The organism is Streptomyces sp. NPDC008238, assembly GCF_042956445.1.
Taxonomy (GTDB): Bacteria; Actinomycetota; Actinomycetes; order Streptomycetales; family Streptomycetaceae; genus Actinacidiphila.
In genome coordinates this window covers 40,238-66,235 of the sequence record NZ_JBIBGK010000027.1, presented here as the reverse complement: position 1 = coordinate 66,235, position 25,998 = coordinate 40,238, and the positions used below count along the sequence as shown (strand labels likewise).

Here is a 25,998-nt window from a genome sequence, read left to right as displayed (position 1 = left end):
CCGTGCAGCCTGTGATCCGGATCACCAGAGTGCTGAGCTTCCGTCAATTTACGAGTGAGTAACAAACGTCGCCAGCTACCGGTCGGTAAAGAATTCATCACGTCGGCTTCACGTCGATGTGATAATGGGGCGTCAGGCGGCGCCCGACAGCGCCGCGGGCATCAGCGCCCGCGGGCCGAAGCGGGCCCGCGCCCGGTCCGCGACCGCCTCGATGCGGCGCGCCTTCTCGTCCCCCGGGTCCAGGCTGAGCTGCAGCGTCGCGAGTCCGGCGTCCGTCAGCCCCTCGGCGCGCAGCGCGAGTCCGCGTACCCGGGCCCGCTGCAGTCCCAGCCCCTCGTAGAGCCGGTACGCGGCCTCGGCGAGGGCGGTGCCGTGGCCGCTCGGCTCGGGCAGCGCGCGGGTGCGGGTGGTCGTGGAGCGGTCGGCGTAGCGGACGGTGAGGGTCAGTGAGCGCGCGACCCGGCCCGACGCGCGCAGCGAGGAGCCCAGTTCCTCGGTGAGCGACAGCAGGGCACGGCGGTGCCGCACCGGGTCCAGCTCGTCGTGGCCGAAGCGGCGTTCGGCCCCGGCCGAGCGGGCGGGGGCGTTCGGGACGACCGGGGCCGGGTCGATGCCGCGGGCCCGCTCGTGCGTCCTGCGGCCCGCCGCGGCGCCCAGGATCCGCTGCAGGGTGCCCAGGGGCGCGGCCGCCACCCGTCCCACCGTGTCCAGGCCGTACGTGGCCAACTGCCGTGCCGTCGCCGGGCCGACGCCGTGCAGCGCCGCCACCGGGCGCTCGGCGAGGAAGGCCGCGACGGCGGCGGGGTCGGTGGGAGCGACGCGCACCGCGCCCTCCGGTCCGTCCTGTGCCGCCATCCGGGCGAGCAGCGGGTTCGGGCCGACGCCGATCGTGCAGTCCACGCCGTGGAGCGCGAGCAGCCGCACCCGCAGCAGCGTGGCCAGTTCCGCGGCGTCGCGCCCGAAGTAGCGCAGCGCCCCGCGGACGTCGGCGAGCGCGGCGTCGGGCGGCAGTGCCTGGACGACGGGGGTGAAGCCGCCGAGCAGCGCGAGCAGCGGCTCGTACCGCTCCTCGGCGGCGTGGAAGTGCACGTACAGCACGTACGGTGCGGGCGGGGTCCCCGGCGGCTGCGGGCTCCGTCCGGCCCGCGGGCCCCGCGTCAGGTCGGCGCTCATCGTCCCGCGCTCCCCGGGCTGGAGTGCCACAGCTTGCGGCCGGTCGGAACGCCCTCGCCCGCGGGCCGCAGATCGGCCCAGGGGTGCATCTCGTAACCGGTGGACATGCGGACCCGGCGGCCCGCGGGCGGGGGCGCCGGGAGGCCGGCGGGTTCGCCCGGGGTCTCGGCCAGGCGTGCCGCGACCGCCTCCAGGCCGCCCTCCTTGCGCAGTTCGACCAGTTCGGCCAGGTTCCAGGCGGCGGCGCCGACGACGGACAGGCTCTGCGGGCCGCGGCGCTGGACCACCCCGCGGACCAGCAGCAGCCAGGAGTGGAAGACGGTGTGGGCGCAGGCCTCGTGGCTGTCGTCGAAGAAGGCGAGGTCGACCAGGCCGGTGCCGTCGTCGAGGGTGGTGAAGACGACCCGGCGCCCGGAGCGGATGGGCGGCGTCTGGGTGGCCGCCTTGGCCCCGGCGACCAGCACGGTCTCGCCGTGCCGCACCTCGCGCAGCCGGTTCGCCGGGATCGCGCCCAGCTCCTCCAGGAAGGCGAGGTGGTCGTCCATCAGGTGGCGGGAGGCGTCCATGCCGAGGACGCCGAGTTCGGCGCCGAGCCGTTCGCCGTCGTCCATGTCGGGCAGGCCGACCGGCGCGAACGCCGGCTCTCCCTCCCCTCCGGTCAGGGTGAGCTGGCCGTCGTAGGCGGAGGCCCGGCCCTGCCGGTGCACCTCGGCGACCTGGAGCAGCATGTCGCGGCGGTTGCCCCCGAAGGAGTCCAGCGCGCCGACCTGGACGAGGCGTTCGGCGGCGGCACGGCCCGGCCGGGCGCGCTCCCACAGGTCCTGGAGGGAGGAGTAGGGCTGTCCGGCGGTGATCCGGGCGACCTCGGCCTCGCTGATGCCGTGCACCTCGGAGAGCGCGAGCCGCAGCCCCCACACCTCCTCGGCCCCCTCGCCGGGCACCGGCTCGATCCGGTAGGCCGCGCCCGACCGGTTGACGTCCAGCGGCAGCACCGGCACCCCGCGCCGCCGGGCGTCCGCGAGCAGCAGCCGCTTGGGGTACATCCCGGGGTCGTGGGTGAGCACCCCGGCGTAGAAGGCCGCCGGGTGGTGCGCCTTGAGCCAGGCGGACTGGTAGGTCGGCACGGCGAAGGCGACGGCGTGCGCCTTGCAGAAGCCGTACGCGCCGAAGGCCGAGACGATCTCCCAGGTGCGCCGGATGACCTCGCGGGAGTAGCCGCGCTCCCGGGCCTCGTCCGCGAACCAGGCCCGCAGCCGCCCCTGCCGGGTCTCGTCCGACAGCGCCCGCCGGGCCTCGTCGGCGAAGCCCCGGTCGCAGCCGGTCATGACGCACATGATGCCGATGAGCTGCTCGTGGAAGACGACGACCCCGTGGGTCTCGCGCAGCACGGGCTCCAGGTCGGGGTGCGGGTAGTGGACGGGCGTGCGGCCGTGCCGGGCCTCGATGAAGGGCCGCACCATGTCGGCGGCGACCGGCCCGGGACGGAAGAGGGAGATGTCCACGACCAGGTCGTGGAAGGTGGCCGGCTGCAGCCGTCCCACCAGGTCGCGCTGGCCGGGGGACTCGATCTGGAAGCAGCCCAGCGTCTCGGCGGAGCGGACCAGTTCGTACGTGGCGGGGTCGCCCTGCGGGATGCGGTCCAGGTCGATCCGGCCGCCGCCGGTCCGTTCCACCTCGTCCAGGGTGTGCGCCATCGCGGACTGCATGCGCACCCCGAGCACGTCGAGCTTGAGCAGCCCGAGGTCCTCGACGTCGTCCTTGTCGAACTGCGACATGGGGAAGCCCTCGCCGCTGGTCGGCATCACCGGCGTACGGTCCAGCAGCCCGGCGTCCGAGAGCAGCACCCCGCAGGGGTGCATGGCGACCCCGCGCGGCAGTGCGTCCAGTGCCTCGACCAGCTCCCACAGCCGGCCGTGGTCCTCCCCGGCCACCTGCCGTAGCTCGGGCAGTTCGGCGAGGGCGGCCCGCGCGTCGCGGGCCCGGATGTGCGGGAAGGCCTTGGCCAGCCGGTCGGTCTGCTCCGGGTCCATCCCGAGGGCCGCGCCCACGTCGCGGACCGCGTGCCGGACGCGGTAGGTCTCGGGCATGGCGACGGTGGCGACCCGCTCGCCGCCGAAGCGGTCCAGGATGCGCCGGTAGACCTCCAGCCGGCGGGCGGACTCCACGTCGATGTCGATGTCGGGCAGGGAGGCGCGCCGGCCGGACAGGAAGCGCTCCATGAGCAGGTCGTGCTCGACGGGGTCGGCGGCGGCGATGCCCAGCAGGTGGTTGACGAGCGAGCCGGCGCCCGAGCCGCGCGCCGCGACCCGGATGCCCATCTCCCGCACGTCGGCGACCACCTGGCCGACGGTGAGGAAGTACGAGGCGAACCCGAGCCGCTCGATGATCCGCAGTTCGTGGTCGAGCCGCGTCCAGTACTCCGGGTCCCGGTCGTGGCCCTCGCGGACCATCCCGGCGGCGCAGTGGGAGCGCAGCACGCGGTCGGCGGTGCGGGCGCCCGCGCCGACGACCTCCGGCTCGGGGAAGTGCACCTGCCCGAGCCCCAGGTCCTCCTCGGGGTCGACGGCGCAGCCCGCGGCGGTCTCCTCGGTGGACCGCAGCAGCCGGCGGGCGTCGCCGCGGGTGAACCCGGCCGCCTCCATGACCCTTTCGGCGGTGCGCGCCATGTCCCCGGAGTCCTTCAGCCAGCGCTCGCCGCTGTCCAGGCTCCCGGTGTCGCGCACGTCGACGGGCACCAGGCGGCGCGCCGAGTCCAGGACGTCTGCAACTTCCCCCTGCCCGGGGTCGGCGTAGCGGACGGCGTTGCTCAGCACCGGGACGACGCCCTGCTCGACGGCGAAGCCGACGGTGCGGGCGGCGAGCCGCAGCGAGCCGTACCCGGTGCCGGTGCGGCCGTGGTGCACGGCCTCCAGGCGCAGCGCGTCCCCGTACACCTCGCGCCAGGGGCGCAGCAGCCGGGCGGCCCGGTCGGGGCGTCCGGCCGCCAGCGCGCGGCCGACCTCGGAGTCCGCGCCGAGCAGCACGTACAGCCCCTCCCGTCCCAGGTCCTCCCAGCCGATGCCGCCGTCGGTGTGGGCGGCGCTGACCAGCCGGCACAGCGTGCCCCAGCCGCGGCGGTCGCGGGCGAGGAACACCGCCCGGTCGGTCGCCTCCGGCACGAAGGCCCCGCCGCGCACCGGGGTGCGCCGCCGGGCGGCCGGCGGGGCGGTCCGGGAGCCGGTCTGCGGGGCGGCGCCCCCTCCGGCGTACGCCGCCGGCACCGCCAGAGAGGCGCCGAACAGCGGCCGCACCCCGGCCCGCACGCACGCCTTGGCGAAGCGCACCACACCGGCCACGGTGTCCCGGTCGGTCAGTGCCAGCGCATCCATCCCCCGTTCGGCGGCGCGCTCGGCGAGCCGCTCGGGGTGCGAGGCCCCGTACCGCAGCGAGAAGCCGGAGACGGTGTGCAGGTGCGTGAATCCCGCCATACGCACCTCCGACCGCTCACGTCTCCCCCCTTCCGAACCCTCTGCCACCCACCATAGACCACTTGTCGAACGTATGTACGAAGACGCGCCGGATCCCTGCCCTCCGCCACCCTCCGCGTGGTTTCATGCACACGACGTCACCGACGCTCGCACCCCGACGGGGAGTCGCCATGCCGATGCTGCTGGTCAAGGGCTCTTTCCAGATAAAGAACACCGAACCGGACGGGGACACCGTCGGCTTCACCCCCACCCGCCACCCCGACTGGAACCGGGTCAGGGGCGGGCTCGGGCTCGACCTCACCGACTCCTGCTGGGGCAAGCTGCGCCTGGACGCCGTCGACGCGCTGGAGACCCACTACGGACCCACCTCCGCCCCGGCCCACCAGCCGCTGCCCTTCGCCCACACGGCCCGGGACGAGCTGCTGCGCCGGCTCGGCTTCACCGCCGTGGAGCGCGAGCCCGGCGACGAGCGCGTCGTCGCGTCCGCCCCCGAGAGCGTCCCCGGCTGGATCCTGACCGGCGGGGTCGACGTGCACGGCCGCTGCGTCGCCCTGGCCGGCCGCGGCCCGCTGCCGGAGGGCACGAAGAGCGGGCAGGAGGTCACCGTCGGCGTGCCGCTGCTGCGCGAGACCGTCAACCACCACCTGATCGCGGAGGGCCTGGCCTATCCCACCTTCTACAGCAACCTCTACGAGGACCTGCGCCAGGAGCTGACCGAGGTCGCCCGGCAGGCCCGGGACGCGGGCAAGGGGCTGTGGCCCGGCGACGTGAGCACCACCGGGGCGAAGATCACCGGGCTCTCCTCGCTCACCGACGACGCGGTGCTCGTCCCCAAGCTGTTCCGGCGGCTCTTCGACTACCTCGCGCTCGGCGAGCCCTCCCTCGCCGCCTTCCGCGCCTATCTACGGGGCGGCGGACAGCTACCGGATCCTGTCCTCGGACACCCCCCGCACGCAGGTGCGGGGACTGCACCGGGTCGTCGAGGTGACCGGCGACCACACCGTGCGGATGACCGTCCCGATCGAGGACCTGGTCTTCACCGAGGCCTGACGACCGGGGCGAACCCGGCCGCCCACCGCAGCAGTTCCTCGTCCTCGCCGGGGCGTCCGACGGCCTGCAGACCGAGCGGCAGGCCGTTCGCGGCGAACCCGGCGGGCAGGCTCACCGCGGGGAAGCCGGCGTTGCTCCACGGCAGGCACATCACCGAGTCGCCGGTGCTGCCCAGCCCGAAGGGGGCGGGGCCGGTGGCGGACGGCGCCAGCCAGACGTCGACCTCCCCCATGGCCGCCAGCAGCCGCTCGCGGAAGACCCGGCGCTCGCCCTCGGCCCGCTCGTAGTCGTCGCGGCCGACGGCGTGGCCCTCGCGGATGGCGGCGACCGTCTGCTCCCGGTACAGGTGGCCGTACCGGGGGAACCAGTCGGCGTGCGTACGGGCCGCCTCGTAGCGGTTCATGACGTACAACTGCCGTACGACCGCGTCGAACTCGCCCGGGCCCGCCATCACCGGCACCTCGCGGACCGTCCAGCCCGCCGCCTCCAGCCGCTTGACCTGGGCCGCGAAGGCCTCCCGGGCCTCCGCCCCGGCCCGGTCCAGGTAGGGGCCGACGGGGACGCCGAGCACCGGCCGGCCCTCGCCGGCCGGCGGCTCCCGCCAGTCGTCGCACAGGACGGACGCGCCGCGCGCCGCCGTGGCCACGTCGACGGCGAGCACGCCGACCGTGTCGAAGCTCGGGGCGTTGGCGATCACCCCGTCCACCGGTACGCGTCCGAAGGTCGGCTTGAAGCCCACCACCCCGCAGTAGGCCGCGGGCCGGACCACCGAGCCGACGGTCTGCGTCCCGACCGCCAGCGGCACCATGCCCGCCGCCACCGCGGCCGCCGAACCGCTGCTCGAACCACCCGGCGTGTGGGCGGTGTTGTGCGGATTACGGGTCGGCCCCGGGGCGGTCACCGCGAACTCGGCCGTCACCGTCTTCCCCGCGACCAGCGCCCCGGCCGCCCGCAGCCGGTCCACCAGCGGTGCCTGCAGCCCGGCCAGCGCCTCCGGCGGCACCGCGGACCCGGCCCTGGTCTCCATCCCGTCGATCCGGACGATGTCCTTGACGCCCACCATCACCCCGGACAGCGCACCCGGTGGCGCCGCGGCCGCCTCCGCCGCCAGCCGGCCCCGCCGGTCCGGTTCCCGTACGAACGCCTTGATCCGGGCGTCGAGCCGGTCGATGCGGTCACAAGTCCGTGCCACCAGATCCGTCACGGCCGCCACGCTACGCCGAAAAGCCCCGGCCTTCCCCGGACACGGCGTCATCGCCCCGCCCCGCGGGCCCCCGCGGGGCGGGACCGGCGGCCCGGCCCGGAAGGGGGCGAGGGTACGCGCCCTCCCGGGCGCCCCAAACACCGCGTCGGTGCGAGATTCGTCACGTCCCGATGTCACGTGGATGCTCCCTCGCCCCATCCGTCAACCCGCGTCACGCGCACGTCACCCCAGTGGCTACTCAGGGGTTGCGAAGGCAAGGGGACGGCACGATTTACTGACCGCCATGACGGCGACCGACATCCTCTCCAGACCCGTGGCGCACCCCGGCCGGCTGCGCATGGTGAGCCGCCTGCGCCGCCTCGCGGCCGCCGGCCTGGTGGAGCCGCCGTGCGGCGCACGGCCCCCGCGGTACCCGGAGGACGAGGACGCCGAGGTCTGGGACGACTTCCGGCACCGGCTCGCGGCGCTGCTGGTCGGCCTGCACGAGGACGCCAAGGCGCCGCGCCCGGCGCACCGGGCCGTGCACGTCGGCGCGACGGTCATGGCCTTCCCCCTGCACCGCCGGTTCCACTGACCCCCCGATCCCGGCCGCCCGGCACCCGGTGCGGCTCCCCCGGCCGCGCACGGCCGGGCCCCGGACTCCGCCGCAGCCCGGGGCCCGCCGGATCACGTGGGCGTCAGCCGAGTTGCGCCCCGACCGCGGCCAGCGCCGTGGTCACCGGCTGGAAGAAGGTCTCCCCGCCCGCCTGGCAGTCCCCACTGCCGCCGGAGGTGAGGCCGATCGCGCTGCCGTCACGGGTGAACAGTGCGCCCCCGCTGTCGCCCGGCTCCGCGCAGACGTCGGTCTGGATCAGCCCGGTGACGGTGCCCTCCGGGTAGTTGACCGTCGCGTCGAGCCCGAGGACCGTGCCCCCGTGCAGCCCCGTGGTGCTGCCCATCCGGAACACCTCCTGGCCCACGGCCGCCTCCGCGGCCCCGCCCACCGCCAGGGCCCGGCCGTTGCCGAGGTTCACCTGGCTGGGCGCCTGGGTGCCCGGGTCGTCGTACGTCACGAGGGCGAAGTCGCCGTCCCCCGGGAAGACCGCCTGCCGCACGGTCGCGACGGGCGCCCCGCCCTGGCTGTCCGACCAGTTCGGGAAGGCGACCCCGCAGTGGCCCGCGGTGAGGAAGGCCGGAGCGCCGTCCTTGACGACGTTGAAGCCCAGCGAACAGCGCGCCCCGTCGGCGAAGACGGCGTCCCCGCCGGCCAGCAGGGGCTTGAACTCGCCCGCGGACTTCCGGATCCGGGCCATGCCGCCGCCCAGGGACCGCACGGTGGACTCCAGGGTGTCCCACTTGCCGCCGGTGACGGTGCGGTCCGCGGTGACCAGGATCCGGTTGGTCCGGGGGTCGACGGCCCAGGCGGTGCCGGGGATCGTGGCGCGCTGCTTCAAGATCCGCGCGGCGGAGGTCAGTTCGGCGGCGCTGTTCTCGACCGTCCGGGTCTCGGCGCCCGCCCGCTGTGCCTGTGCGATCACGTCGCCGTTGTCCCCGGCGACCACGTTCACGACGAGCCGCCCGCTCGCCTTGTCGTAGTACGCCCCGGCGACGGACGGGCCGAACTCCGCGCCCAGCCGGGAGGCGAGTTCCGCGGCGGACGCGGCACTGAACTTCTTCGGCGCGGTGGCCTCACGGTCCTGCGACGGGGACTGCGAGGCGTTGGCGTTGGGCAGCAGCACGGCCGCTGCCGCGATGGCGGCGGCACCGGCCGTGACGAACACGATCTTCCTCTTGGCTATCTGTTTGTGCTGCAACTCGTGACCTCCTGTGGGGGGATACAGGCCGGATCGTCGGGCGCAGGGGGAAGCGTCGTTCCGTCCCACATACGCAGGCCCGCCCCGTTGCGTTCACCACCGCCGATCCGCTCGCGTCCGCGTTCGCGGTTGTGGTGGAATCCGCCCGATGAGCACTTTCGACCCCTCCCCCGTGGCGCTGGAGTACCGCGCCGCCTACGACCGGCAGTTGCGCGCCCGTGTGCCCGCCGACCTCTCGCGGTTCCGCTCGGTGGAACGCGACGGCCCGCTGCTGCGCAAGACCTACGAGCACGGGGAGACGGGGTTCCTGGACTACCGCGACCTCGGCGGACTGGACGGCCCCGGGCTGGACGCCCTGATCGCCCGGCAGCGGGACCACTACGCGGCGCTGGGCATGCCGGTGGAGTGGAAGTACCACGCCCACGACCTGCCGCCGGGGCTGCCCGACCGGCTGGTCGCGGCCGGCTTCGTGCCGGAGGAACCGGAGACGGTGCTGGTCGGCGAGGCGGCGGCGCTGACGGCCGCGCCGGTGCTGCCGGCGGGTCTCGCGCTGCGGGAGGTCACGTCACGGGCGGACTTCGAGCGCGTCAGGGAGATGGAGGAGGCGGTCTGGGGCGTCCCCCACGACTGGCTGCCGGGGATGCTGGAGAGCGAGGTGTCGGGGCCCGGCGACCCCTGCACCGTGGTCGTCGCCGAGACCTCCGACGGCACGGTGGTCTGCGCCGGCTGGGCCCGCTTCCACGACGGCACCGACTTCGTGTCGCTGTGGGGCGGCTCCACCCTGCCGCAGTGGCGGGGGCGGGGCGCCTACCGGGCGACGGTGGCGCACCGGGCCCGGCTGGCGGTCGCCGCGGGGCACCGCTTCGTGCAGGTCGACGCCTCCCCGGACAGCGCCCCGATCCTGGCCCGGCTGGGGCTGCTGCCGGTGGCGGTGACGGTGCCGTACGTGTGGCGGCCGGACGTGCCGCCCGCGGGCGACGGGGTCAGCTGACGTCGGGGGGCCGCTGCGGCCGGACGGTGTCCAGCAGCGGGTCCGCCGAAAGCGTCTCGCGCAGGTCGGCGGGGAGCTCCTCGGCGGGCTCCTCCAGCGGCACGCCGGACTCCGGCGGGTCGGCTTCGGCCCGTGGCGCGGGCCCGCGGGGGGCCGCCGCGCGGGGGGCCGGCGCGGGCTGCGCTTCGACCGCGGGGTACGGGCCCGGCTGGGCACGTTCGAGGAAGCGCAGCAGCTCCACCGGGAACGGCAGCACGAGCGTGGAGTTCTTCTCCGCGGCGACGGCGACGACCGTCTGCAGCAGGCGCAGCTGGAGCGCGGCGGGGGTGTCGCTCATGACCGCCGCGGCGTCGGCGAGCTTCTTGGAGGCCTGGAACTCGGCGTCCGCGTTGATGATCCGGGCCCGGCGCTCCCGCTCGGACTCGGCCTGGCGGGCCATCGAGCGCTTCATCGTCTCCGGCAGCGAGACGTCCTTGATCTCGACCCGGTCGATCTGCACGCCCCAGCCGATCGCCGGACTGTCGATCATCAGCTCCAGCCCCTGGTTGAGCTTCTCGCGGTTGGAGAGCAGGTCGTCCAGGTCGCTCTTGCCGATGATCGACCGCAGCGAGGTCTGCGCCATCTGCGAGACGGCGAACCGGTAGTCCTCGACGTTGATGATCGCGTCGGTGGCGTTGACGACCTTGAAGTACACCACCGCGTCCACCCTGACCGTGACGTTGTCGCGGGTGATGCCCTCCTGGGCGGGCACCGGCATCGTCACGATCTGCAGGTTCACCTTCCGCATCCGGTCGACGACCGGCACGATCATGGTGAATCCGGGCGTACGCACCCCGCCCCTGACCCGGCCGAGCCGGAACACCACGCCCCGCTCGAACTGCTGCACCACACGGGCCCCGGCAACGAAGTACAGCGCTCCCGCCGAGAGCACGGCGGCTATCAACTCGACGACCATCACGGCCCCCTGGGGTCCGGAATCGCAGTACTTCCACGGTACCTCGCGGGTAACCCGCCGGATACGGCCCGGGATGCCCCGTTACGGTGCCCGGTCGCCGGCCGGGCGCGCCCCGGGCGGCGCCCTACCGCGGCGCGCCCGGCTCGCCCGCCGCCCGGGCGAGCCGGTCCGCGACGACCCGCAGCCGTTCCACCAGCTCAGGGGGCTCCCGCACCTCGAAGTCGACGCCGATCATGCCGATGTAGACGGCGAGCGCGTCCAGGGAGTCGGAACCGGTGCGCAGCACGCAGCTGTCCGGCCCGGTGGACTCCACGGTCGCGTAGCCGGCGTACTCCGCCACCGCCTCGGCGGGGGCGTGCACGGCGACGACCGCCTGGTGGCGGTAGGCCCGCGAGGTGACGCCGCGGGCGACGTACGTCGCGGCGTCCGCCGGGGGCCGCCGGGGCGCGAAACGGGGGCCGGTCGGGGACTTGGGTTCCATCCGGTCCACCCGGAAGGTGCGCCAGTCCTGCCGGTCGGTGTCCCAGGCGAGCAGGTACCAGCGGCGGCCGTGGTGGACCAGGCCGTGCGGCTCGACGGTGCGGCGGCTGGCGGTGCCGCCGTGCGCCCGGTAGTCGAAGCGCAGCCGTTCGTGGTCGCGGCAGGCGGTGCCGATCGCGGTCAGCACGTCCTGGGCGACGGCGCTCCGCAGGACGGCGGGCCGGGCGACCGCGACGGCCTCCATGGCCTGCGCCCGGTGGCGCAGCCGGGAGGGCAGCACCTGCTCCAGCTTGGCCAGGGCGCGCAGCGAGGTCTCCTCGATGCCCTCGACGGTGCCGCCGGCGCCGGTGCGCAGGCACAGCGCGACCGCGATCGCCTCCTCGTCGTCGAGCAGCAGCGGGGGCAGCGCGGCACCCGCGCCCAGCCGGTAGCCGCCGGCAGTGCCGGGGGTGGCGTGCACCGGGTAGCCCAGGGCGCGCAGGCGCTCCACGTCGCGGCGCACCGTCCGGGCGGCGACCTCGAGGCGCTCGGCGAGTTCGGGCCCCGGCCAGTCGCGCCGGGACTGGAGCAGGGACAGCAGACGCAGCAGACGGGCGGAGGTTTCCAGCACGGCATCAGTCTGGCAGTCGTCGCGGACGGTTCCTGACCGCGTTCCGCCCTACCGTCACGTCCATGGAGACGATCCCCGAGGGCACCGTCCTCGACCGCCGGACGCTCAACCGCTCCCTTCTCGCGCGGCAGTCGCTGCTGGGCCGGGAGCGCACCGGCGTCGCGGAGACGGTCGAGCGGCTGGTTGGCCTGCAGGCGCAGGAGCCGCAGGACCCGTACGTGGCGCTGTGGTCCCGGATCGAGGACTTCGCGCCCCGCGAGCTGTCCGCGCTGCTGGAGGACCGGCGGGCGGTGCGGATGTCGCTGCTGCGGTGGACGGTGCATCTGGTGACGGCGCGGGACTGCATGGCGCTGCGCCCGGTGGTGCAGGACGTGATCGAACGCCGCCTGCTCGGGCAGTTCCGGCGGCAGCTGGCGGGGCTGGACCTGGCGGAGGTGGCCGCGGCGGGCCGGGCGCTGCTCGCGGCCGGCCCGCTGCCGGCGAGCCGGCTCGGGGACGCCCTGCGCGAGCGCTGGCCGGACCGGGAGCGGCTGCCGCTCAGCCTGGCCGTCACGGCCCGGGTGCCGACGGTGCAGCCGCCGCCGCGCGGCCTGTGGCGCACCTCGGGCGCGGCACTGCAGACCCCGGCCGACCGCTGGCTGGGCCGGGACTTCGACCTCGCGGACGGCGCCGCGCCCGACGCGGCCGTCCTGCGCTACCTCGCCGCCTTCGGGCCCGCCTCACCCCGGGACGTCGCCGTCTGGTCGGGGCTGACCGGGCTCGGCGCGGTCGTCGACCGGCTCCGCCCGCGGCTGCGGGTCTACCGCGACGAGAAGGGCACCACGTTGTACGACGTCCCGGGAGCGCCCTTCCCCGACCCCGGGACACCGGCGCCGCCGCGCTTCCTGCCGCAGTACGACAACATCGCCCTCTCGCACGCCGACCGGGCACGGATCATGCCGCGCGACCCCGGCACCGACCTGCCGCTGCCCGGCAGCGGCAGCAACCGCGGCTTCTTCCTGCACGACGGCTTCGTCCACGGGCTGTGGCGGATCCAGGCCGCCCGCGACGCCGCCGTGCTCCACGTCCGGCCGTGCGCGCCGCTGGGCGCCCGGGCCCGGGAGGCGGTCGCGGCGGAGGGCGGGCGGCTGCTGGCGTTCGCGGTGCCGGAGGCCGCCGCCCGGGAGGTGCGCTTCGCGGGGTGACCGCGGAGCGTTCCCGGGCGGCGGCGGGGCCGGCTCAGTACACGCTGACCCCGTACGCCGTGAGGACCTCGGGCAGCGGCTGGAAGAAGGTGGTGCCGCCCTCGGTGCAGTCGCCGCTGCCGCCGGAGAGCAGCCCCAGTGCCCTGGTCCCGTCGTACAACGGCCCGCCGGAGTCCCCGGGTTCGGCGCAGAGGTCGGTGCGGATGAGGTCGCGGACGATGTCGCCGTCGCCGTAGTTGACGGTGTAGCCGAGCCCGGTGACGGTGCCGCTGCGGACGCCCGTGGTGGAGCCGTCCCGTTTCACCGCCTCCCCGACCCGGGCCCGCGCGGCCTTCTTGATGTCCTGGCGGCCGGCCTTGCCGGGCCGGGCGACGGAGCCGCTGTAGCGGACCAGGGCGTAGTCGTCGTACGGGAAGCTGAAGGCGGTGGTGGTGCCCAGCGTCCTGGTCCGGCCGGGATCGGCGTACCAGGTCGTGGCGGCGCGTCCGCAGTGCCCCGCGGTCAGGAAGTAGTAGGTGCCCGCGGCGCGGACGTTGAAGCCGACCGAGCAGCGGAAGCCGCCGCCGTGGACGGCGTCGCCGCCGGCGACCATCCGCTTGAAGGAGCCGCCGACGCGCTCGAAGCGGACCGCGCCGCCGTGGCGTCCGGCGGCCCGCCTCAGCGCGCTGAGCCCGCTGCGCGAGACGGTGTCGTCGGTGGCGATGACCAGCGCGCCGCTCCGCGGGTCGACCGTCCAGGCGCTGCCCGCGACGTCCGCCGACTCGGCCGCCAGCCCCGCGGCGGCCAGTTGCGCGGCCGAGACGGTGCGGGCGGCGGTCGCGGAGGTGGCGGCCCGTGCGTCCGGCACGGCGACCGCGGTCGCGGCCAGCAGGCCGAGCAGCGCCGCTCCGGGCAGTGCGGCGCCTCTGGCGAGGCCGCGGCGCGGAGTGGTGCGCTTGTTCCTCATATGTTCCCCCCTACGAGGTTATGCGGTGCCTCGCGGAGTATTGCGACGATCAGCCCTGCGGACAAGAGGGCCATACGGGACGTGCCCGGCGGCCGTGGGGCCGCCGGGCACGTCCGTGACGGAAGGGAGGGCGTGGACCTCCCGGAAGGTCAGAAGACGCTGACGCCGTAGACGCTGAGCGCCTCCGTCACCGGCTGGAAGAAGGTCGTGCCGCCGGAGCTGCAGTTGCCGCTGCCGCCGGAGGTCAGACCCAGCGCGATGCCGCCGGAGGTGTACAGCGCGCCACCGGAGTCGCCGCCCTCGGCGCACACGTTGGTGCGGATCATCTGGTAGACCACGTCGCCGCCGCCGTAGTTGACGGTGGCGTTGAGGCCGGTGACCGAACCGCTGTGGATGCCGGTGGTGGAGCCGTCACGCAGGACGGCCTGGCCCACGAAGGCGTTGCCGGCGCTGGTGATGTCGGTGTTGCCGGCCGTGCCGCTCTTGGTCACGGAGGTGTTGCTGTACCGGACCAGCGCGTAGTCGTTGGTCGGGAAGCTGTAGCCGGCGTTCGAGCCCAGCACGGTGGTCTGGCTGGAGTTGGAGTACCAGGTCGAGGCGACCTCGGCGCAGTGCCCGGCGGTCAGGAAGTAGTTGGTGCTGCCGCTGCGCACGTTGAAGCCGAGCGAGCAGCGGTAGCCGCCGCCGTAGATGGCGTCGCCGCCGGCGATCAGCCGCTTGAAGGTGCCGGCCGTACGGCGGAAGGTGACCGCGTCGCCGTAGGAGGCCGTGGCCTCCTGCAGCTTGGCGAGTTCGGCACCGGAGACCGTGCTGTCGGCGGTGACCTCCAGCCGGTTGGACTTCGGGTCGACGACCCACGAGGTGCCCGCGACGTCCGCGGCGAGGGTGGCCTTGCCGGCCTTCTCCAGCTGGGCGGTGCTGTGCGCCACGAACTTCGGGACCGCGCCGGCCGCGCTGACGGCCTGGGCCGCCTTGTCGCTGGTGACGTTGACGACCATGGCCTTGGCCTTGGCGTCGTAGTACGAACCGGCGGTGGAGGCGGTGCCGAGGGACGTGGTGAGCGCGGCCGCGGCCTCGGGGGAGGCCTTGGGCGCGGGGGCGGCCTGGGCGGCGGGCAGGGTGAGCGCGGTGGCCGCCAGCAGACCGGACGCCACGGCGATCAGCCGAGCGCGTCTCGGGACGGGGGTGTGGGTGGTGCGCTTGATCCTCACGCTTTTTCCTCCTGTGGGGGAACGGAAGTTGACCCGCGTAGCGCGGGCCGGTGAGGCGCAGCCAGGACGCCGCCGTACTGTGGGGATGGCGTGCCCCTGACAAGTGCTGCGCACACGGGAGTATTCAGAGTCACGCACAAGCGCACAAGGGCAGGTTTCGGCCGCGGCACACCCCCGGGGCGCCGCGGCGGCGCCCCGGGGGTGTGCCGGGGTGACGGTGTATCACCTGATGGGACCGCCGCTCCCGCCACCCGGGCGCCACCGCCCCACCCCACCCCCGGTTTGGCGCGAACGGGCGTCTCCGCCCCGCCCCTTCCGCGGAACGCCGCACGCAACTCCGCTGTGCGGCCGCCCCGTACCCAGCCCCGCCACCGTGGTGATACCGGGCCCGCGCACCTCAGCGCCCCGCCGTACGCCGCCCGCGGCCGTCAGCCACCGCGGGGTCCCCCGCCGCACAAGGCCCGTTGAACCGCCTCACCCGCCCGGCGAGCGCACGAGACCGGACGCCCACGCCGGGAACGGGCCGCACGCCCCCTCAGCAGTCGCAGCCGCAGCAGTCGCAGTCACAGCAACAGCCGTCACCGCAGCCGCAGTCGCAGGAGGAGCAGTCGCAGTTGGAGCACCAGCCCTCGCGCCGCTTGCCGCTCCAGGGGTCTTCGTAGTGGTCCCGGCAGCAGATCTGGCAGGTGCAGCAGAGCCCCGCGAACACCGCGCACCCGGCGAGCAGGCCGCGGCGGGGGCCCTGCTGGTGCGGGGGGCCGGGGGTCAGCCAGGGCGACTGCACCGGCTGCCCGGGCCCGCCCGGGCCCGGTTGGTGGGCGCACGAGGCGCCGAACGCGCGGTCCACGGAGCGCCGCAGCTCATGGGCGAGCAGGAGGTGGGCGAGCGCGCCGTCGGCGAACTCGACGTCCCGCAGCGCCAGCCGGACCCCGTGCACGGCGTCGTCGCACAGCCGGCGCGCCTCGTCCAGGCTCGCGCCGGTGGCGGTCAGCGGGTTCCACGCGCCCGCCGCGGCGTCGGCCTCCAGGTCCTCCACGGCGTCCAGCAGGTGGGCGAGGCGGCCGAAGAGGCGGCCCGCCTCCTCCAGCGGGGCGCGGTTGGCCGGGCGCCCGGCGAGCACCGCCGTGTGGCCGAACGCGGCGGCGGTGGCCGTCTCGGTGGGCTCGGTGACGGTCAGCAGGGACGTGCCGGGACCGGCGGCCGCCTCGACGGCCGTCTGCCGGCCGACGGCGTCCAGCAGCACCGCGGTGTCGAACCCGAGCCCCGAACCGGTCACGGCGCCCGCCCGGTCCCAGCGCCGGGCCACCGTGCGCGCCGCCGCGGCGACCGGACGGCGCGCCAGCAGCCCGTCGCCGTCCGCCATGTGGTCGCGCACCTTCGCGGAGGCCAGCACCAGCGAGACCGTCGCCGCCAGCCGTGCGCCCTCCCCCTGGGCGACCGGCGCCGTCCGCATCGCGCGCAGCGGGCACGGCCCGGCGGTGCGGCGGGCGTCCCGCGCCCGCCCGGCCTGGGCCTCGACCAGCACCGAGACGATGAGCCCGTCGTAATTCGTGGCGACCCTGGCCAGTTGCCCGTGATCGTCCCTCAGGGCGAGGCAGAGGCCGCACAGATGGGCCGTCCACGATATGGCCAGCTTCTCCGGCAGACGGTGTCTGCACGGTCTGACGATTCCGAACATCGCAATCCCCCGTACGTCATTCGCAGCAATGGAGCACGTCATCGGCTGGTCGTTCGGTACGCCACCCGTTCGGCTGTCCGGCGGTGCGGCATCACTCTACCGAGCGGGACCCTTTCCGATGATCCGTCAGGATCCGTATTCCGTGGGGTGACTGGGGGCCACTAGTGCGATTTATGCACCAGGTCTGTCACGAATCCACCCCACGGTGGGTATCCGCTTGGCGCATCATCCGCATCATGGACGACCATAGGGGTGCGGACGGCAAACTGAACCGCGTGCGAGAGGAGGCGTCCATGGGATCGGTACGACGGGCGAGCGCCTGGCTGGGACTCGTCGACGACAACAGCGCCGAGGAGTACTACGACGAGGACTACGCCGATTACGGCGACGGCGCCGAGACGTCCTCCCCCGACTCCTGGGTCACCGACCCCCGCGTGCGCGTGGCGTCCGACTCGGCCGAGGAGCAGGGACGCCGGATCGCGACGGTCACCCCGGACGGCTTCCGGGACGCCCGCGGCATCGGCGAGCTGTTCCGGGACGGCGTCCCGGTCATCGTCAACCTGACGGCCATGGACCCCGCCGACGCCAAGCGCGTCGTCGACTTCGCGGCCGGACTCACCTTCGGCCTGCGCGGTTCCATCGACCGCGTGGCGAACCGCGTCTTCCTGCTGACCCCGCCCGACTACCTGGTCGTCAACGCCGACAGCAAGCGCGGGGGCGACGGCTTCTTCAACCAGAACTGACCGCGGGGGGACGGCGCCGGGTCCCGGGACCCGGCACCGTCCTCGCGGCTACCGGAAGGCGTCGATCCCGGTGAGCGCCTTGCCGAGCACGAGCTGGTGCATCTCGACGGTGCCCTCGTAGGTCAGCACGGACTCCAGGTTGGTCGCGTGCCGCATGACGGGGTACTCCAGCGAGATCCCGTTCGCGCCCAGCACGGTCCGGGCCGTGCGGCAGATCTCGATCGCCTCGCGCACGTTGTTGAGCTTGCCGAAGCTGACCTGTTCGGGACGGAGCGTGCCCGCGTCCATGCGCCGCCCGAGATGGTGCGCGAGGAGGATGCCCTTGTGCAGTTCGAGCGCCATGTCGGCGAGCTTGGCCTGGGTCAGCTGGAAGCCGCCGATGGGCCGGCCGAACTGCTCACGGGTGCGGGAGTACTCCAGGGCGGCCTCGAAGCTGCTGCGCGCGGCGCCCATGGCGCCCCAGACGATGCCGTAGCGGGCGTGGTTCAGGCAGCTGAGCGGGCCGCGCAGGCCGGTGACCCCGGGCAGGACCGCGTCGGCGGGCAGGCGGACGTCGTCCATGACCAGCTCGCTGGTGACGGAGGCGCGCAGCGACCACTTGTGCTTGATCTCGGGGGCGGAGAACCCGGGGGTGTCGGTGGGCACGGCGAAGCCGCGGATGCCCTCGTCGGTCTGGGCCCACACCACGGCGACGCCGGCGACCGAGCCGTTGGTGATCCACATCTTGCGGCCGTTCAGGATCCAGTCGGAGCCGTCCCGCTTGGCGTGGGTGCGCATGCCCGCCGGGTCGGAGCCGTGGTCGGGCTCGGTGAGCCCGAAGCAGCCGATGACCTCGCCGGCCGCCATCCGCGGCAGCCACCGCTGCTTCTGCTCCTCGGAGCCGTAGCGGTGGATCGCGTACATCGCCAGCGAGCCCTGGACGGAGACGAGCGAGCGGATGCCGGAGTCGGCGGCCTCCAGCTCCAGGCAGGCCAGGCCGTACTGGACGGCGGTGGCACCCGCGCAGCCGTACCCGGTGAGCGACATGCCCAGCGCGCCGATCGAGCCGAGTTCCCGGGCCAGCTCGCGGATCCCGGGCAGCTCGCCGCGCTCGTACCACTCGGCCACGTGCGGCAGCACGCGGTCGGCGGCCCAGACCCGGACGGTGTCCCGTACCGCGCGGTCCTCGTCGTCCAGCAGGTCGTCGAGGCCGAGCGGGTCGTACGGGTCGAACTGCGGCCTTCCAGCGGACATCGTCGTCCTCTCCGGTGATCACTGCGCTTCGCCGACGAAGCTACTTCCGCGGCGGGGGCGGGTAAAGCCCCCGGCGGTGTGCTCAGCGCGACACGTCGGCCCCGGCCAGGGCGTGCTCGCGCGGGGAGGGGATGCCGGGGGTGGCGGCCCGCTGGGCCGCCGTCCCGCATTCCATCCGGCGGGGCAGCCGCAGCGCGGCGACCGCGCCGAGCAGCAGCAGCCCGGCGCTGACCACCAGGGTGAGGTGCATCCCGTGGACGAAGGCGTGCCGTGCGGCGTGCCGCAGGGAGGCCCCGGCGGAGCCGCCGAGGTGGTCGGAGACCTCGTAGGCCTCGCCGAGCGACTTCCCGGCCGAGGCGCCGGCCTCGGCGGGCACGCCGGGGACCCGGGCGACGCCGGGGGCGTAGGCGGCGTTCATGACGCTGCCCAGCAGGGCGATGCCGAGGCCGGCGCCCATCTGGTAGGACGTCTCGCCGATCGCGGCGGCGCCGCCCGCCTGCTCGGCGGGGGCGTCGCTGAGCATGGACTCGTACGCGCCGAAGAGCGTGGTCTCCAGCCCGAAGCCGAGCAGGACGAAGCCCGTGGCCAGCACTCCCGGCCGGTCGTGCTGGCCCATCAGGGTGAGCACGAGCACCGCGCACGCGGTGAGGACGAAGCCGGAGCTGACCATGACACGCGGCCCGAGGCCGCCGAGCATCCGGGAGCCGAGCAGGCCGGCGCCCATGGCGGCGAGGGTGAGCGGCAGCAGCCGCAGCCCGGTCTGCAGGGGGCTCAGGCCGAGGACCAGCTGCAGGTACTGGACGGCGATCAGTTCCAGGCCGACGAGGGCGAGCAGCGCCAGCACGATGCAGCCCACGGAGGTGCCGAAGGCGGGCCTGGCGAACATGCGTATGTCGATGAGCGGGTGCTCGCGCCGCCGCTGCCGGCGCACGAACAGCACCAGCAGGCCCAGGCCCACGAGCAGCGGGACCAGCACGGAGGGCCCGTACGGGGCCGCGCCGCCGCCGATCCGCTTGACGCCGAGGATGGCGCCGAGGATGCCCAGCGCGGCCATCACCGCGCCCAGGACGTCCCAGGGCCCGTCCAGCTCCCCTCGGGACTCCGGCAGCAGCCAGCGGGCCACCGGAAGGATGACGGCCATCAGCGGGATGTTGATCAGGAAGACCGAGCCCCACCAGAAGTGCTCGACGAGGAAACCGCCGAGGACCGGCCCGACGGCGGCGCCGACGGCCGCGACGGCGCTCCACACGCCGATGGCGACGGCCCGCTCACGGCGGTCGGGGAAGACCTGCCGGAGGATCGACAGCGTCGCCGGCATGATCATCGCGCCGCCGACGCCGAGCAGGGCGCGGGCCGCGATCAGCACGTGCGGGTCGGGCGCGAAGGCGGCCACCGCCGACGCGGCCGCGAAGATCGTGTAGCCGATCAGCAGGATCCGGCGTCTTCCGACCCGGTCCCCGAGGGTGCCGAAGAGGATCAGCAAGGACGCGGCGACCAGCGGATAGGCGTCGACGATCCACAGCAGCTCGATCGCGCCGGGGCGCAGGTCCTCGCTCACCGCGGGAACGGCGACGTGCAGCACGGTCGCGTCGAGGGCGACGAGCAGCAGGCTGACGCAGAGGACGATCAGCACGGTCCAGCGGTTGACCGGTCGATCGTGCCGTGGGACGGCGGCCCGCGCGGGAATGCCGGCCGAGGACGTCCCTGTCATGTACGTACCTCCCAGCGGTGCTCTCGCGGTGTCCCTGGGCAGGACGAGGGGGACGGTCCCGGGGGAACCCAGTGACGAGGGCGAGTGAAGTCGTCAGACTACGCGAGTCCGCGCCGATGGTGGGTGGCGCAGGTCACGTTGCCCCGTGGCCGTCGTCACGTGAAGGTCATCCGCCGGCGGCCTGCCGGTCGTTTCCGGTGCCGGCGGGCCGTCCACCGGGGTGTCCACGCGGTCTCGTGTACCCGTCGGTTCCCGTCGCACGCACCACGGTCCGGGGGCGCGCGAGCCAACGCACACGCCCTTCACATGCGTTCACGCACCCGCCGACGGGGAATCCGCCCGGATCGCCGGCCCGCCTCCGGCCCGCGGCGGCCGGTCCGGACGGCACGGGGGCGGCCCGGGCCAAGGCCGGGCGAACTCCAGGAGAAGTGACGGCCAATCAAAGATAAACAAGGCATAAGAAAATCGAACGCACTATTTCACAAGACCCTCCGGAAGCACTTCGAAACATAAAATCAAGGAGTTCCCGCATTCGGCTCAATGCGCACGTCAGCACTACGGCCAATGGGTGGAGTGAGACGGAGTCCACATCACATCGTCATTACGAACCCGTCCCTCCGGCCGAACTCCGCCATCACACGCTGTAACGTCGATTGAGTGCGTACCGATGACAAGCTTCGCCTCATGGAGGAGCCCGAGACGGCCCAGGCGCCCCCGGGTATGAGCCGGACACGCGTACTGCTGTTCGGCTCGACGCTCGTGGCCTACGTGGCCATCGTCGTAGGCGTCCTGACCACGTCAAAGCTCGTGACCCTGGACTGGCAGGTCATGATGTGGCGGCCGTACAAGCAATGGCCGCAGATCCACGCCTTCCTGGACTACTTCGTGGTCCTGGGCCAGCGCGGCCCGACGGCCGTGATCGTGGCCTCCTGGCTGGGCTGGCGCGCATGGCGCCAGCGCACCCTGCACCCGCTGCTCGTGCTGGGCACGTCGCTCCTGCTGCTGAACGTCACCGTGGGTTCGGTGAAGTACGGCCTCGGCAGGCTCGGCCCGCACTACGCGACCAGCGCCGGATCGGCCGAACTCTTCGCCGGCGGCGATATATTTCCCTCCGGTCACACCGCGAACGCGGTGGTGACCTGGGGGGTCCTGGCCTATCTGGCCACCACCCCGTGGGTCCGCCGGGTCACCTCCGTGATCGCGGCGCTGCTGGCGCTGGGCGTCGGCATGACCACCATCTACCTCGGCACCCACTGGGTCAGCGACGTCCTGCTCGGCTGGGCGGCCGGCCTGCTGATCCTGCTGGCACTGCCCTGGTTCGAGCCCCTGATGGCCTCCGCCGAGCAGCGGATGACCGCCGCCTGGGCGCGCCGCCGCCGCACCGCGCCGGCTCCGGCCGCGGCCCCCGTCGCGAACGCGTCGATGGCCTCCGCGCAGCGCGCCGACAACCCGGACGGCCTACTCGAGCCCGTCGTTCTCAGCGGCCGCGCGACGGCGCCCACCCCGGGGGTGGCGCACCACCCGGCCCGCCCGCACACCAACCGGCACGAGCGCACCCCGGTCACCCCGGCCGGCAGCCGCCGCCCGCCCGCGGACCGGCCGGGCCGCCCGGCTCCCGTCGGCCAGGCCGGCGTGGCCCGCGGCCGCAACGCCACCGGCTGACCGCCGGCGGGGCCGGTACGCACGCCTCAGCCCCGCCCGCGCCGCCCGTACGAAGGCCCCGGCCGCCCCTCACAGGGGCGCCCGGGGCCTTCGCCGTGGTGCGGGGCGGTACGGGGGCCTCAGCCGCTCCAGCAGCGGGTCACCCGGCCGCCCTCGACGGTGAAGTTGAGCCGGCCCACCCGGTACTCCATGGTGATGACGGCGCCCGGCGGCAGGGCGCGCACCGCGCTCCAGCCGCGCTCGGTGGCCCGGCGCTCGGCCTCGTCGGCGGGGAGGCCGACGTAGGTCTCCGGTTCGTCCTGCGGTTGCCGTGCGGCGGTCGGATCGGTTGCCATGTGAGCAACCGTAGGCGCACACGAGCCGTGACGGAAGGCGCGACCGACTTGATCGTCACACTTCTGTCACAGAATCCCGGGCAGCGTTTGGCGTGCACCGTTCACTCTTTGGGGGCGACTTTTCCAATCGGCCGCCGAATTCGCGGTCCGGACCGCCGAAAACCGGCCGGACCGGTCCCGGCGGAATTCCGGGAAACGGTCCACACACTTCCCTCACATCACATCCCCAGCGACGACAGCTCGTCGTCCGTCAGCAGCCGGGACCGAATCAGAAACCGGTTGCCCGTGGGTGCTTCGAGCGAGAAGCCGCTGCCGCGCCCCGGCACCACGTCGATCGTCAGATGCGTGTGGCTCCAGTAGGCGAACTGGTCGCGCGACATCCACACGGGCACCGGGTCGACGCCCGGGACGTCGAGGTCGCCGAGGTGCACGTCGGAGTCCCCGGTGAGGAACTCCCCCAGCAGGTAGCACATGGGCGAACTGCCGTCGCAGCAGCCGCCGGACTGGTGGAACATCAACGGGCCGTGCTGGTCGGCGAGCAGCCGCAGCAGCCCCGCGGCCTCCTCGGTGACGTCGACCCGGCGGGCCCTCGGTGCGGTTGAGGTCATGGGGTCAGAGTGCTCCCGCCGGGCGCCGCCCGCCAGACCCCCGCAGGACATGCCGGCGGGCGGAGCCCACGGTCGACTCCGCCTCGCGTTCCGGCAGGCCGGTGCTGACGGCCGCTGCGACCATCTCCGCGGCGACCCGGTCGCCGTGCCCGTTCTCGAACGCCCGGCAGGCGGCCCAGAAGAGCCGCTCGTTGCGCTCCCCCACCGGCGAGCCGAGGACGAAGCGGATCAGCGGCTCGGCCGTGCCTCCGCCCCCGCCGCCCCCACCGCCGCCCGCACCCGCACCACCCGCCGCGGCCCGCACGGCCCGGCGCTGCGGGGTCGCCAGCAGCAGCCGCAACAGCCTCCTGGGCACGGCGGCCGGCGGCATCGAGGCCGTCGGCGGGTCCCAGCGGTAGAAGCCGGCCGTGGTGACCGAGCCGGGCCCCACGAGGTAGCCGCCGCTGCCGCGCACGTCTATCCCGTTGCCGAGCCGGCGCACGGAGTTGGGCACGATCACCTCGGCCGGCCCGCGCAGCCACAGGTGCCGGCCGCCGCTCGGGGTGATCACCGTGCGCGTCCACGGCACGGCGAAGCCCCACCGGGCGGCCAGGTCCACCAGGTCGGTCACGCCGTCGACGCCGTCCTTGCGGTCCAGGTCGAGGCCGATCAGGTAGTGCGGCGCGCGCCCGCAGGCGATCCCGTACCCGCCGGCCCAGGGGGCGGCGGCGAACAGCTCGGCTATCCGGGCGGGCTCGGTGGCGGCGTCGTGCACACCGTGGCCGAGCCGTCCGCACTGGCCGCGGCACATCCCGCGGCCGGTCTCCCCCCGGTGCGGCGAACGGACCGCCGGGAGCTTGGTCCGCGACAGCGGGATGACCGGGAAGCCGCGCCGCGCGGCGGCGAGCGCGCACTCCAGCGCGCGGTCGTGGTCCGGATGCGTCACGGGGTGCCCCCTCGATGCGCTACGGCATGGCCTCTTTATCGTACTTTCGTTCGACCGCCCACTCAATGGCGCGCCGAACAGCCCCTACGAGCCGCCGGCCCGCCCGGCACCGGGTGCCTGACGAGCCCTCACGCACCCGTTCCCGCCGGGCCGGTCACCCCCATGGTGACGCTCCGGACCGACACCCGTCGACGACGCGGCACGGCCGTCCCGTCCCGGTCCGTCGCATGACGGGCCGTCTGCCCGAGACTGTACGGAGGCTCGAGTACGCAGGACCGCGGGTACCGGCAGGATCTCCTACCGCGAGGGAACGCGCCGATGGGGACGTACGCAGCACGGACCACGACCGGACGGCCGAAGGCACCCCGGCGGCCCGGGCGGCTGATGGTGGACTGGCTGACCACCACCGACCACAAGAAGATCGGCCACCTCTACCTGATCACGTCCTTCGGCTTCTTCCTCGCCGCCGGGTTCATGGCCCTGCTGATGCGCGCCGAACTCGCCCGCCCCGGTCTGCAGCTGATGACGAACGACCGCTACAACCAGTTGTTCACCGTCCACGGCACGATCATGCTGCTGCTCTTCGCCACCCCGACCTTCGCCGGGTTCGCCAACGAGATCATGCCCTTGCAGATCGGTTCGCCGGACGTCGCCTTCCCCCGGCTGAACATGCTGTCGTACTGGCTCTTCCTCTTCGGCGGCCTGATCGTGCTCGGCAGTTTCCTGACGCCGACCGGCGGCGCCTCCTTCGGCTGGTTCGCCTACGCGCCGCTGAACAGCCTGACCCGTTCGCCGGGGATCGGCGCCGACATGTGGATCATGGGGCTGGCGCTGTCGGGCTTCGGCACCATCCTCGGCGCGGTCAACTTCGTCACGACGATCCTGGGGATGCGCGCCCCCGGCATGACCATGTTCCGGATGCCGATCTTCACCTGGAACGTTCTCTTCACCTCGGTGCTGGTGCTGATGGCCTTCCCGGTGCTGGCGGCGACGCTGCTGGTGCTGGAGGCGGACCGGCGCTTCGGCTCGGTCGTCTTCGAGCCGGGGAACGGCGGGGCGCTGCTGTGGCAGCACCTGTTCTGGTTCTTCGGCCATCCCGAGGTGTACATCATCGCGCTGCCGTTCTTCGGCATCGTCACCGAGGTCATCCCGGTGTTCTCGCGCAAGCCGGTCTTCGGCTACACGACGCTGGTCGGCGCGACGATGGCCATCACCGGCCTGTCGATGGTGGTGTGGGCGCACCACATGTTCGTCACCGGCGCCGTCCTGCTGCCGTTCTTCTCGCTGCTGTCGTTCCTCATCGCGGTGCCGACCGGGGTGAAGTTCTTCAACTGGATCGGCACGATGCTGCACGGCTCGCTGTCCTTCGAGACCCCGATGCTGTGGTCCGTCGGCTTCCTGGTGAGCTTCCTGTTCGGCGGCCTCACCGGGGTGATCCTCGCCTCGCCCCCGCTGGACTTCCAGGTCAGCGACTCGTACTTCGTGGTGGCCCACTTCCACTACGTGGTCTTCGGGACGGTGGTGTTCGCGATGTTCGCCGGCTTCCACTTCTGGTGGCCGAAGTTCACCGGGAAGATGCTCGACGAGCGGCTGGGGAAGATCCACTTCTGGACGCTCTTCGTCGGCTTCCACACCACCTTCCTCGTCCAGCACTGGCTGGGCGTGGCGGGCATGCCCCGGCGGTACGCCGACTACCTGGCGGCGGACGGCTTCACGGTGCTCAACACGATCTCGACGATCGGGGCGTTCCTGCTGGGCCTGTCCACCCTGCCGTTCCTCTACAACGTGTGGCGGACCGCCCGGTACGGCCGGCGGGTGGAGGTCGACGACCCCTGGGGCTTCGGCCGTTCACTGGAATGGGCGACCTCGTGTCCGCCGCCGCGGCACAACTTCGCGACGCTGCCGCGGATCCGCTCCGAGTCCCCGGCCTTCGACCTGCACCACCCGGAGGTCGCCGCCCTCGACCAGGCACGGTCCACCGGCCGCCGCGACGCCGTCGACCCCGGGGACGGGGAGCACGGCTGAGCGGGGCGGGGGCG

The 25,998-nt window shown here is 73.9% G+C and carries 20 protein-coding genes and 1 pseudogene; 7 read left to right on the top strand and 14 right to left on the bottom strand.

Annotation, left to right across the window (positions count from 1 at the left end; all coding sequences use genetic code 11):
* Nucleotides 1-132: 132 nt before the first annotated feature.
* Both ACFZAU_RS34640 and ACFZAU_RS34635 read right to left on the bottom strand, forming a co-directional pair.
* Nucleotides 133-1,173 (bottom strand): DNA polymerase Y family protein, encoded by a 1,041-nt coding sequence (locus ACFZAU_RS34640; protein WP_500555461.1) that lies wholly within the window; start codon nucleotides 1,171-1,173, stop codon nucleotides 133-135.
* Nucleotides 1,170-4,640 (bottom strand): DNA polymerase III subunit alpha, encoded by a 3,471-nt coding sequence (locus ACFZAU_RS34635; protein WP_500555460.1) that lies wholly within the window; start codon nucleotides 4,638-4,640, stop codon nucleotides 1,170-1,172. Before ACFZAU_RS34635 ends, ACFZAU_RS34640 begins: the two co-directional genes overlap by 4 nt.
* 125 nt (nucleotides 4,641-4,765) lie before the next feature.
* On the opposite strand from ACFZAU_RS34635, the pseudogene ACFZAU_RS34630 reads away from it, so the two are divergent.
* Nucleotides 4,766-5,338, top strand: a pseudogene (locus ACFZAU_RS34630) (nuclease); the annotation flags it as partial.
* Nucleotides 5,339-5,676: 338 nt separating this feature from the next.
* Here the strand turns inward: ACFZAU_RS34630 and ACFZAU_RS34625 are convergent.
* Nucleotides 5,677-6,903, bottom strand: a complete 1,227-nt coding sequence (locus ACFZAU_RS34625) for an amidase (RefSeq protein WP_500555459.1) — start codon at nucleotides 6,901-6,903, stop codon at nucleotides 5,677-5,679.
* Nucleotides 6,904-7,177: 274 nt separating this feature from the next.
* Between ACFZAU_RS34625 and ACFZAU_RS34620 the strand changes: the two genes are divergently transcribed.
* A complete protein-coding gene (locus ACFZAU_RS34620; protein ID WP_500555458.1) occupies nucleotides 7,178-7,468 on the top strand; it encodes a hypothetical protein in 291 nt (96 codons plus the stop codon).
* Between the two features lie 103 nt (nucleotides 7,469-7,571).
* On the opposite strand, the gene ACFZAU_RS34615 is transcribed toward ACFZAU_RS34620, so the two are convergent.
* On the bottom strand, nucleotides 7,572-8,687 hold the full coding sequence (locus ACFZAU_RS34615) for a S1 family peptidase (protein WP_500555457.1): 1,116 nt from the start codon (nucleotides 8,685-8,687) through the stop codon (nucleotides 7,572-7,574).
* A gap of 148 nt (nucleotides 8,688-8,835) precedes the next feature.
* Here ACFZAU_RS34615 and ACFZAU_RS34610 point away from each other — a divergent pair, with 148 nt between their 5' ends.
* The gene (locus ACFZAU_RS34610) at nucleotides 8,836-9,678 is read left to right on the top strand and encodes a GNAT family N-acetyltransferase (protein WP_500555456.1); all 843 of its coding nucleotides are present in this window, start codon (nucleotides 8,836-8,838) and stop codon (nucleotides 9,676-9,678) included.
* On the opposite strand, the gene ACFZAU_RS34605 is transcribed toward ACFZAU_RS34610, so the two are convergent.
* Together ACFZAU_RS34605 and ACFZAU_RS34600 are read right to left on the bottom strand one after the other, a co-directional pair.
* Complete coding sequence (locus tag ACFZAU_RS34605; RefSeq protein WP_500464516.1) at nucleotides 9,671-10,633, bottom strand: slipin family protein; 963 nt, start codon at nucleotides 10,631-10,633, stop codon at nucleotides 9,671-9,673. The genes ACFZAU_RS34610 and ACFZAU_RS34605 overlap by 8 nt on opposite strands.
* Before the next feature lie 124 nt (nucleotides 10,634-10,757).
* The gene (locus ACFZAU_RS34600) at nucleotides 10,758-11,723 is read right to left on the bottom strand and encodes a helix-turn-helix transcriptional regulator (RefSeq protein ID WP_500555455.1); all 966 of its coding nucleotides are present in this window, start codon (nucleotides 11,721-11,723) and stop codon (nucleotides 10,758-10,760) included.
* Between the two features lie 62 nt (nucleotides 11,724-11,785).
* Here ACFZAU_RS34600 and ACFZAU_RS34595 point away from each other — a divergent pair, with 62 nt between their 5' ends.
* Nucleotides 11,786-12,907, top strand: coding sequence for a winged helix DNA-binding domain-containing protein (locus ACFZAU_RS34595; protein WP_500555454.1), 1,122 nt, complete (start codon nucleotides 11,786-11,788; stop codon nucleotides 12,905-12,907).
* 34 nt (nucleotides 12,908-12,941) lie between these two features.
* Here ACFZAU_RS34595 and ACFZAU_RS34590 read toward each other — a convergent pair whose 3' ends face one another.
* From ACFZAU_RS34590 to ACFZAU_RS34580, 3 genes are all read right to left on the bottom strand, one after another.
* The gene (locus tag ACFZAU_RS34590) at nucleotides 12,942-13,853 is read right to left on the bottom strand and encodes a S1 family peptidase (protein WP_500555453.1); all 912 of its coding nucleotides are present in this window, start codon (nucleotides 13,851-13,853) and stop codon (nucleotides 12,942-12,944) included.
* Between the two features lie 149 nt (nucleotides 13,854-14,002).
* Nucleotides 14,003-15,064, bottom strand: a complete 1,062-nt coding sequence (locus tag ACFZAU_RS34585; RefSeq protein WP_500555452.1) for a S1 family peptidase — start codon at nucleotides 15,062-15,064, stop codon at nucleotides 14,003-14,005.
* 535 nt (nucleotides 15,065-15,599) lie between these two features.
* Nucleotides 15,600-16,742, bottom strand: a complete 1,143-nt coding sequence (locus tag ACFZAU_RS34580; protein ID WP_500555451.1) for a DUF5685 family protein — start codon at nucleotides 16,740-16,742, stop codon at nucleotides 15,600-15,602.
* Between the two features lie 293 nt (nucleotides 16,743-17,035).
* On the opposite strand from ACFZAU_RS34580, the gene ACFZAU_RS34575 reads away from it, so the two are divergent.
* Nucleotides 17,036-17,485, top strand: a complete 450-nt coding sequence (locus ACFZAU_RS34575; protein ID WP_499603801.1) for a cell division protein SepF — start codon at nucleotides 17,036-17,038, stop codon at nucleotides 17,483-17,485.
* 48 nt (nucleotides 17,486-17,533) lie between these two features.
* Here ACFZAU_RS34575 and ACFZAU_RS34570 read toward each other — a convergent pair whose 3' ends face one another.
* Nucleotides 17,534-18,718, bottom strand: a complete 1,185-nt coding sequence (locus ACFZAU_RS34570) for an acyl-CoA dehydrogenase family protein (RefSeq protein WP_500555450.1) — start codon at nucleotides 18,716-18,718, stop codon at nucleotides 17,534-17,536.
* Between the two features lie 82 nt (nucleotides 18,719-18,800).
* Complete coding sequence (locus ACFZAU_RS34565) at nucleotides 18,801-20,429, bottom strand: MFS transporter (protein ID WP_500555449.1); 1,629 nt, start codon at nucleotides 20,427-20,429, stop codon at nucleotides 18,801-18,803.
* Nucleotides 20,430-21,086: 657 nt separating this feature from the next.
* Here ACFZAU_RS34565 and ACFZAU_RS34560 point away from each other — a divergent pair.
* Nucleotides 21,087-22,091 carry a phosphatase PAP2 family protein gene (locus ACFZAU_RS34560; RefSeq protein ID WP_500555448.1) on the top strand — a complete coding sequence of 335 codons (1,005 nt, stop codon included), beginning with the start codon at nucleotides 21,087-21,089 and terminating at the stop codon, nucleotides 22,089-22,091.
* A 119-nt stretch (nucleotides 22,092-22,210) separates the two neighbouring features.
* Here ACFZAU_RS34560 and ACFZAU_RS34555 read toward each other — a convergent pair whose 3' ends face one another.
* The 3 genes from ACFZAU_RS34555 to ACFZAU_RS34545 form a co-directional block, all read right to left on the bottom strand.
* Nucleotides 22,211-22,426: an I78 family peptidase inhibitor gene (locus tag ACFZAU_RS34555; RefSeq protein WP_500464524.1), complete on the bottom strand. Its 216-nt coding sequence runs from the start codon at nucleotides 22,424-22,426 to the stop codon at nucleotides 22,211-22,213.
* A gap of 218 nt (nucleotides 22,427-22,644) precedes the next feature.
* Nucleotides 22,645-23,034, bottom strand: coding sequence for a DUF779 domain-containing protein (locus ACFZAU_RS34550; protein ID WP_499603810.1), 390 nt, complete (start codon nucleotides 23,032-23,034; stop codon nucleotides 22,645-22,647).
* A 4-nt stretch (nucleotides 23,035-23,038) separates the two neighbouring features.
* Complete coding sequence (locus ACFZAU_RS34545) at nucleotides 23,039-23,959, bottom strand: bifunctional DNA primase/polymerase (RefSeq protein ID WP_500555447.1); 921 nt, start codon at nucleotides 23,957-23,959, stop codon at nucleotides 23,039-23,041.
* Between the two features lie 318 nt (nucleotides 23,960-24,277).
* Here ACFZAU_RS34545 and ctaD point away from each other — a divergent pair, with 318 nt between their 5' ends.
* Nucleotides 24,278-25,984 (top strand): aa3-type cytochrome oxidase subunit I, encoded by a 1,707-nt coding sequence (ctaD, locus tag ACFZAU_RS34540; RefSeq protein WP_500555446.1) that lies wholly within the window; start codon nucleotides 24,278-24,280, stop codon nucleotides 25,982-25,984.
* The last annotated feature ends 14 nt before the right edge of the window (nucleotides 25,985-25,998 follow it).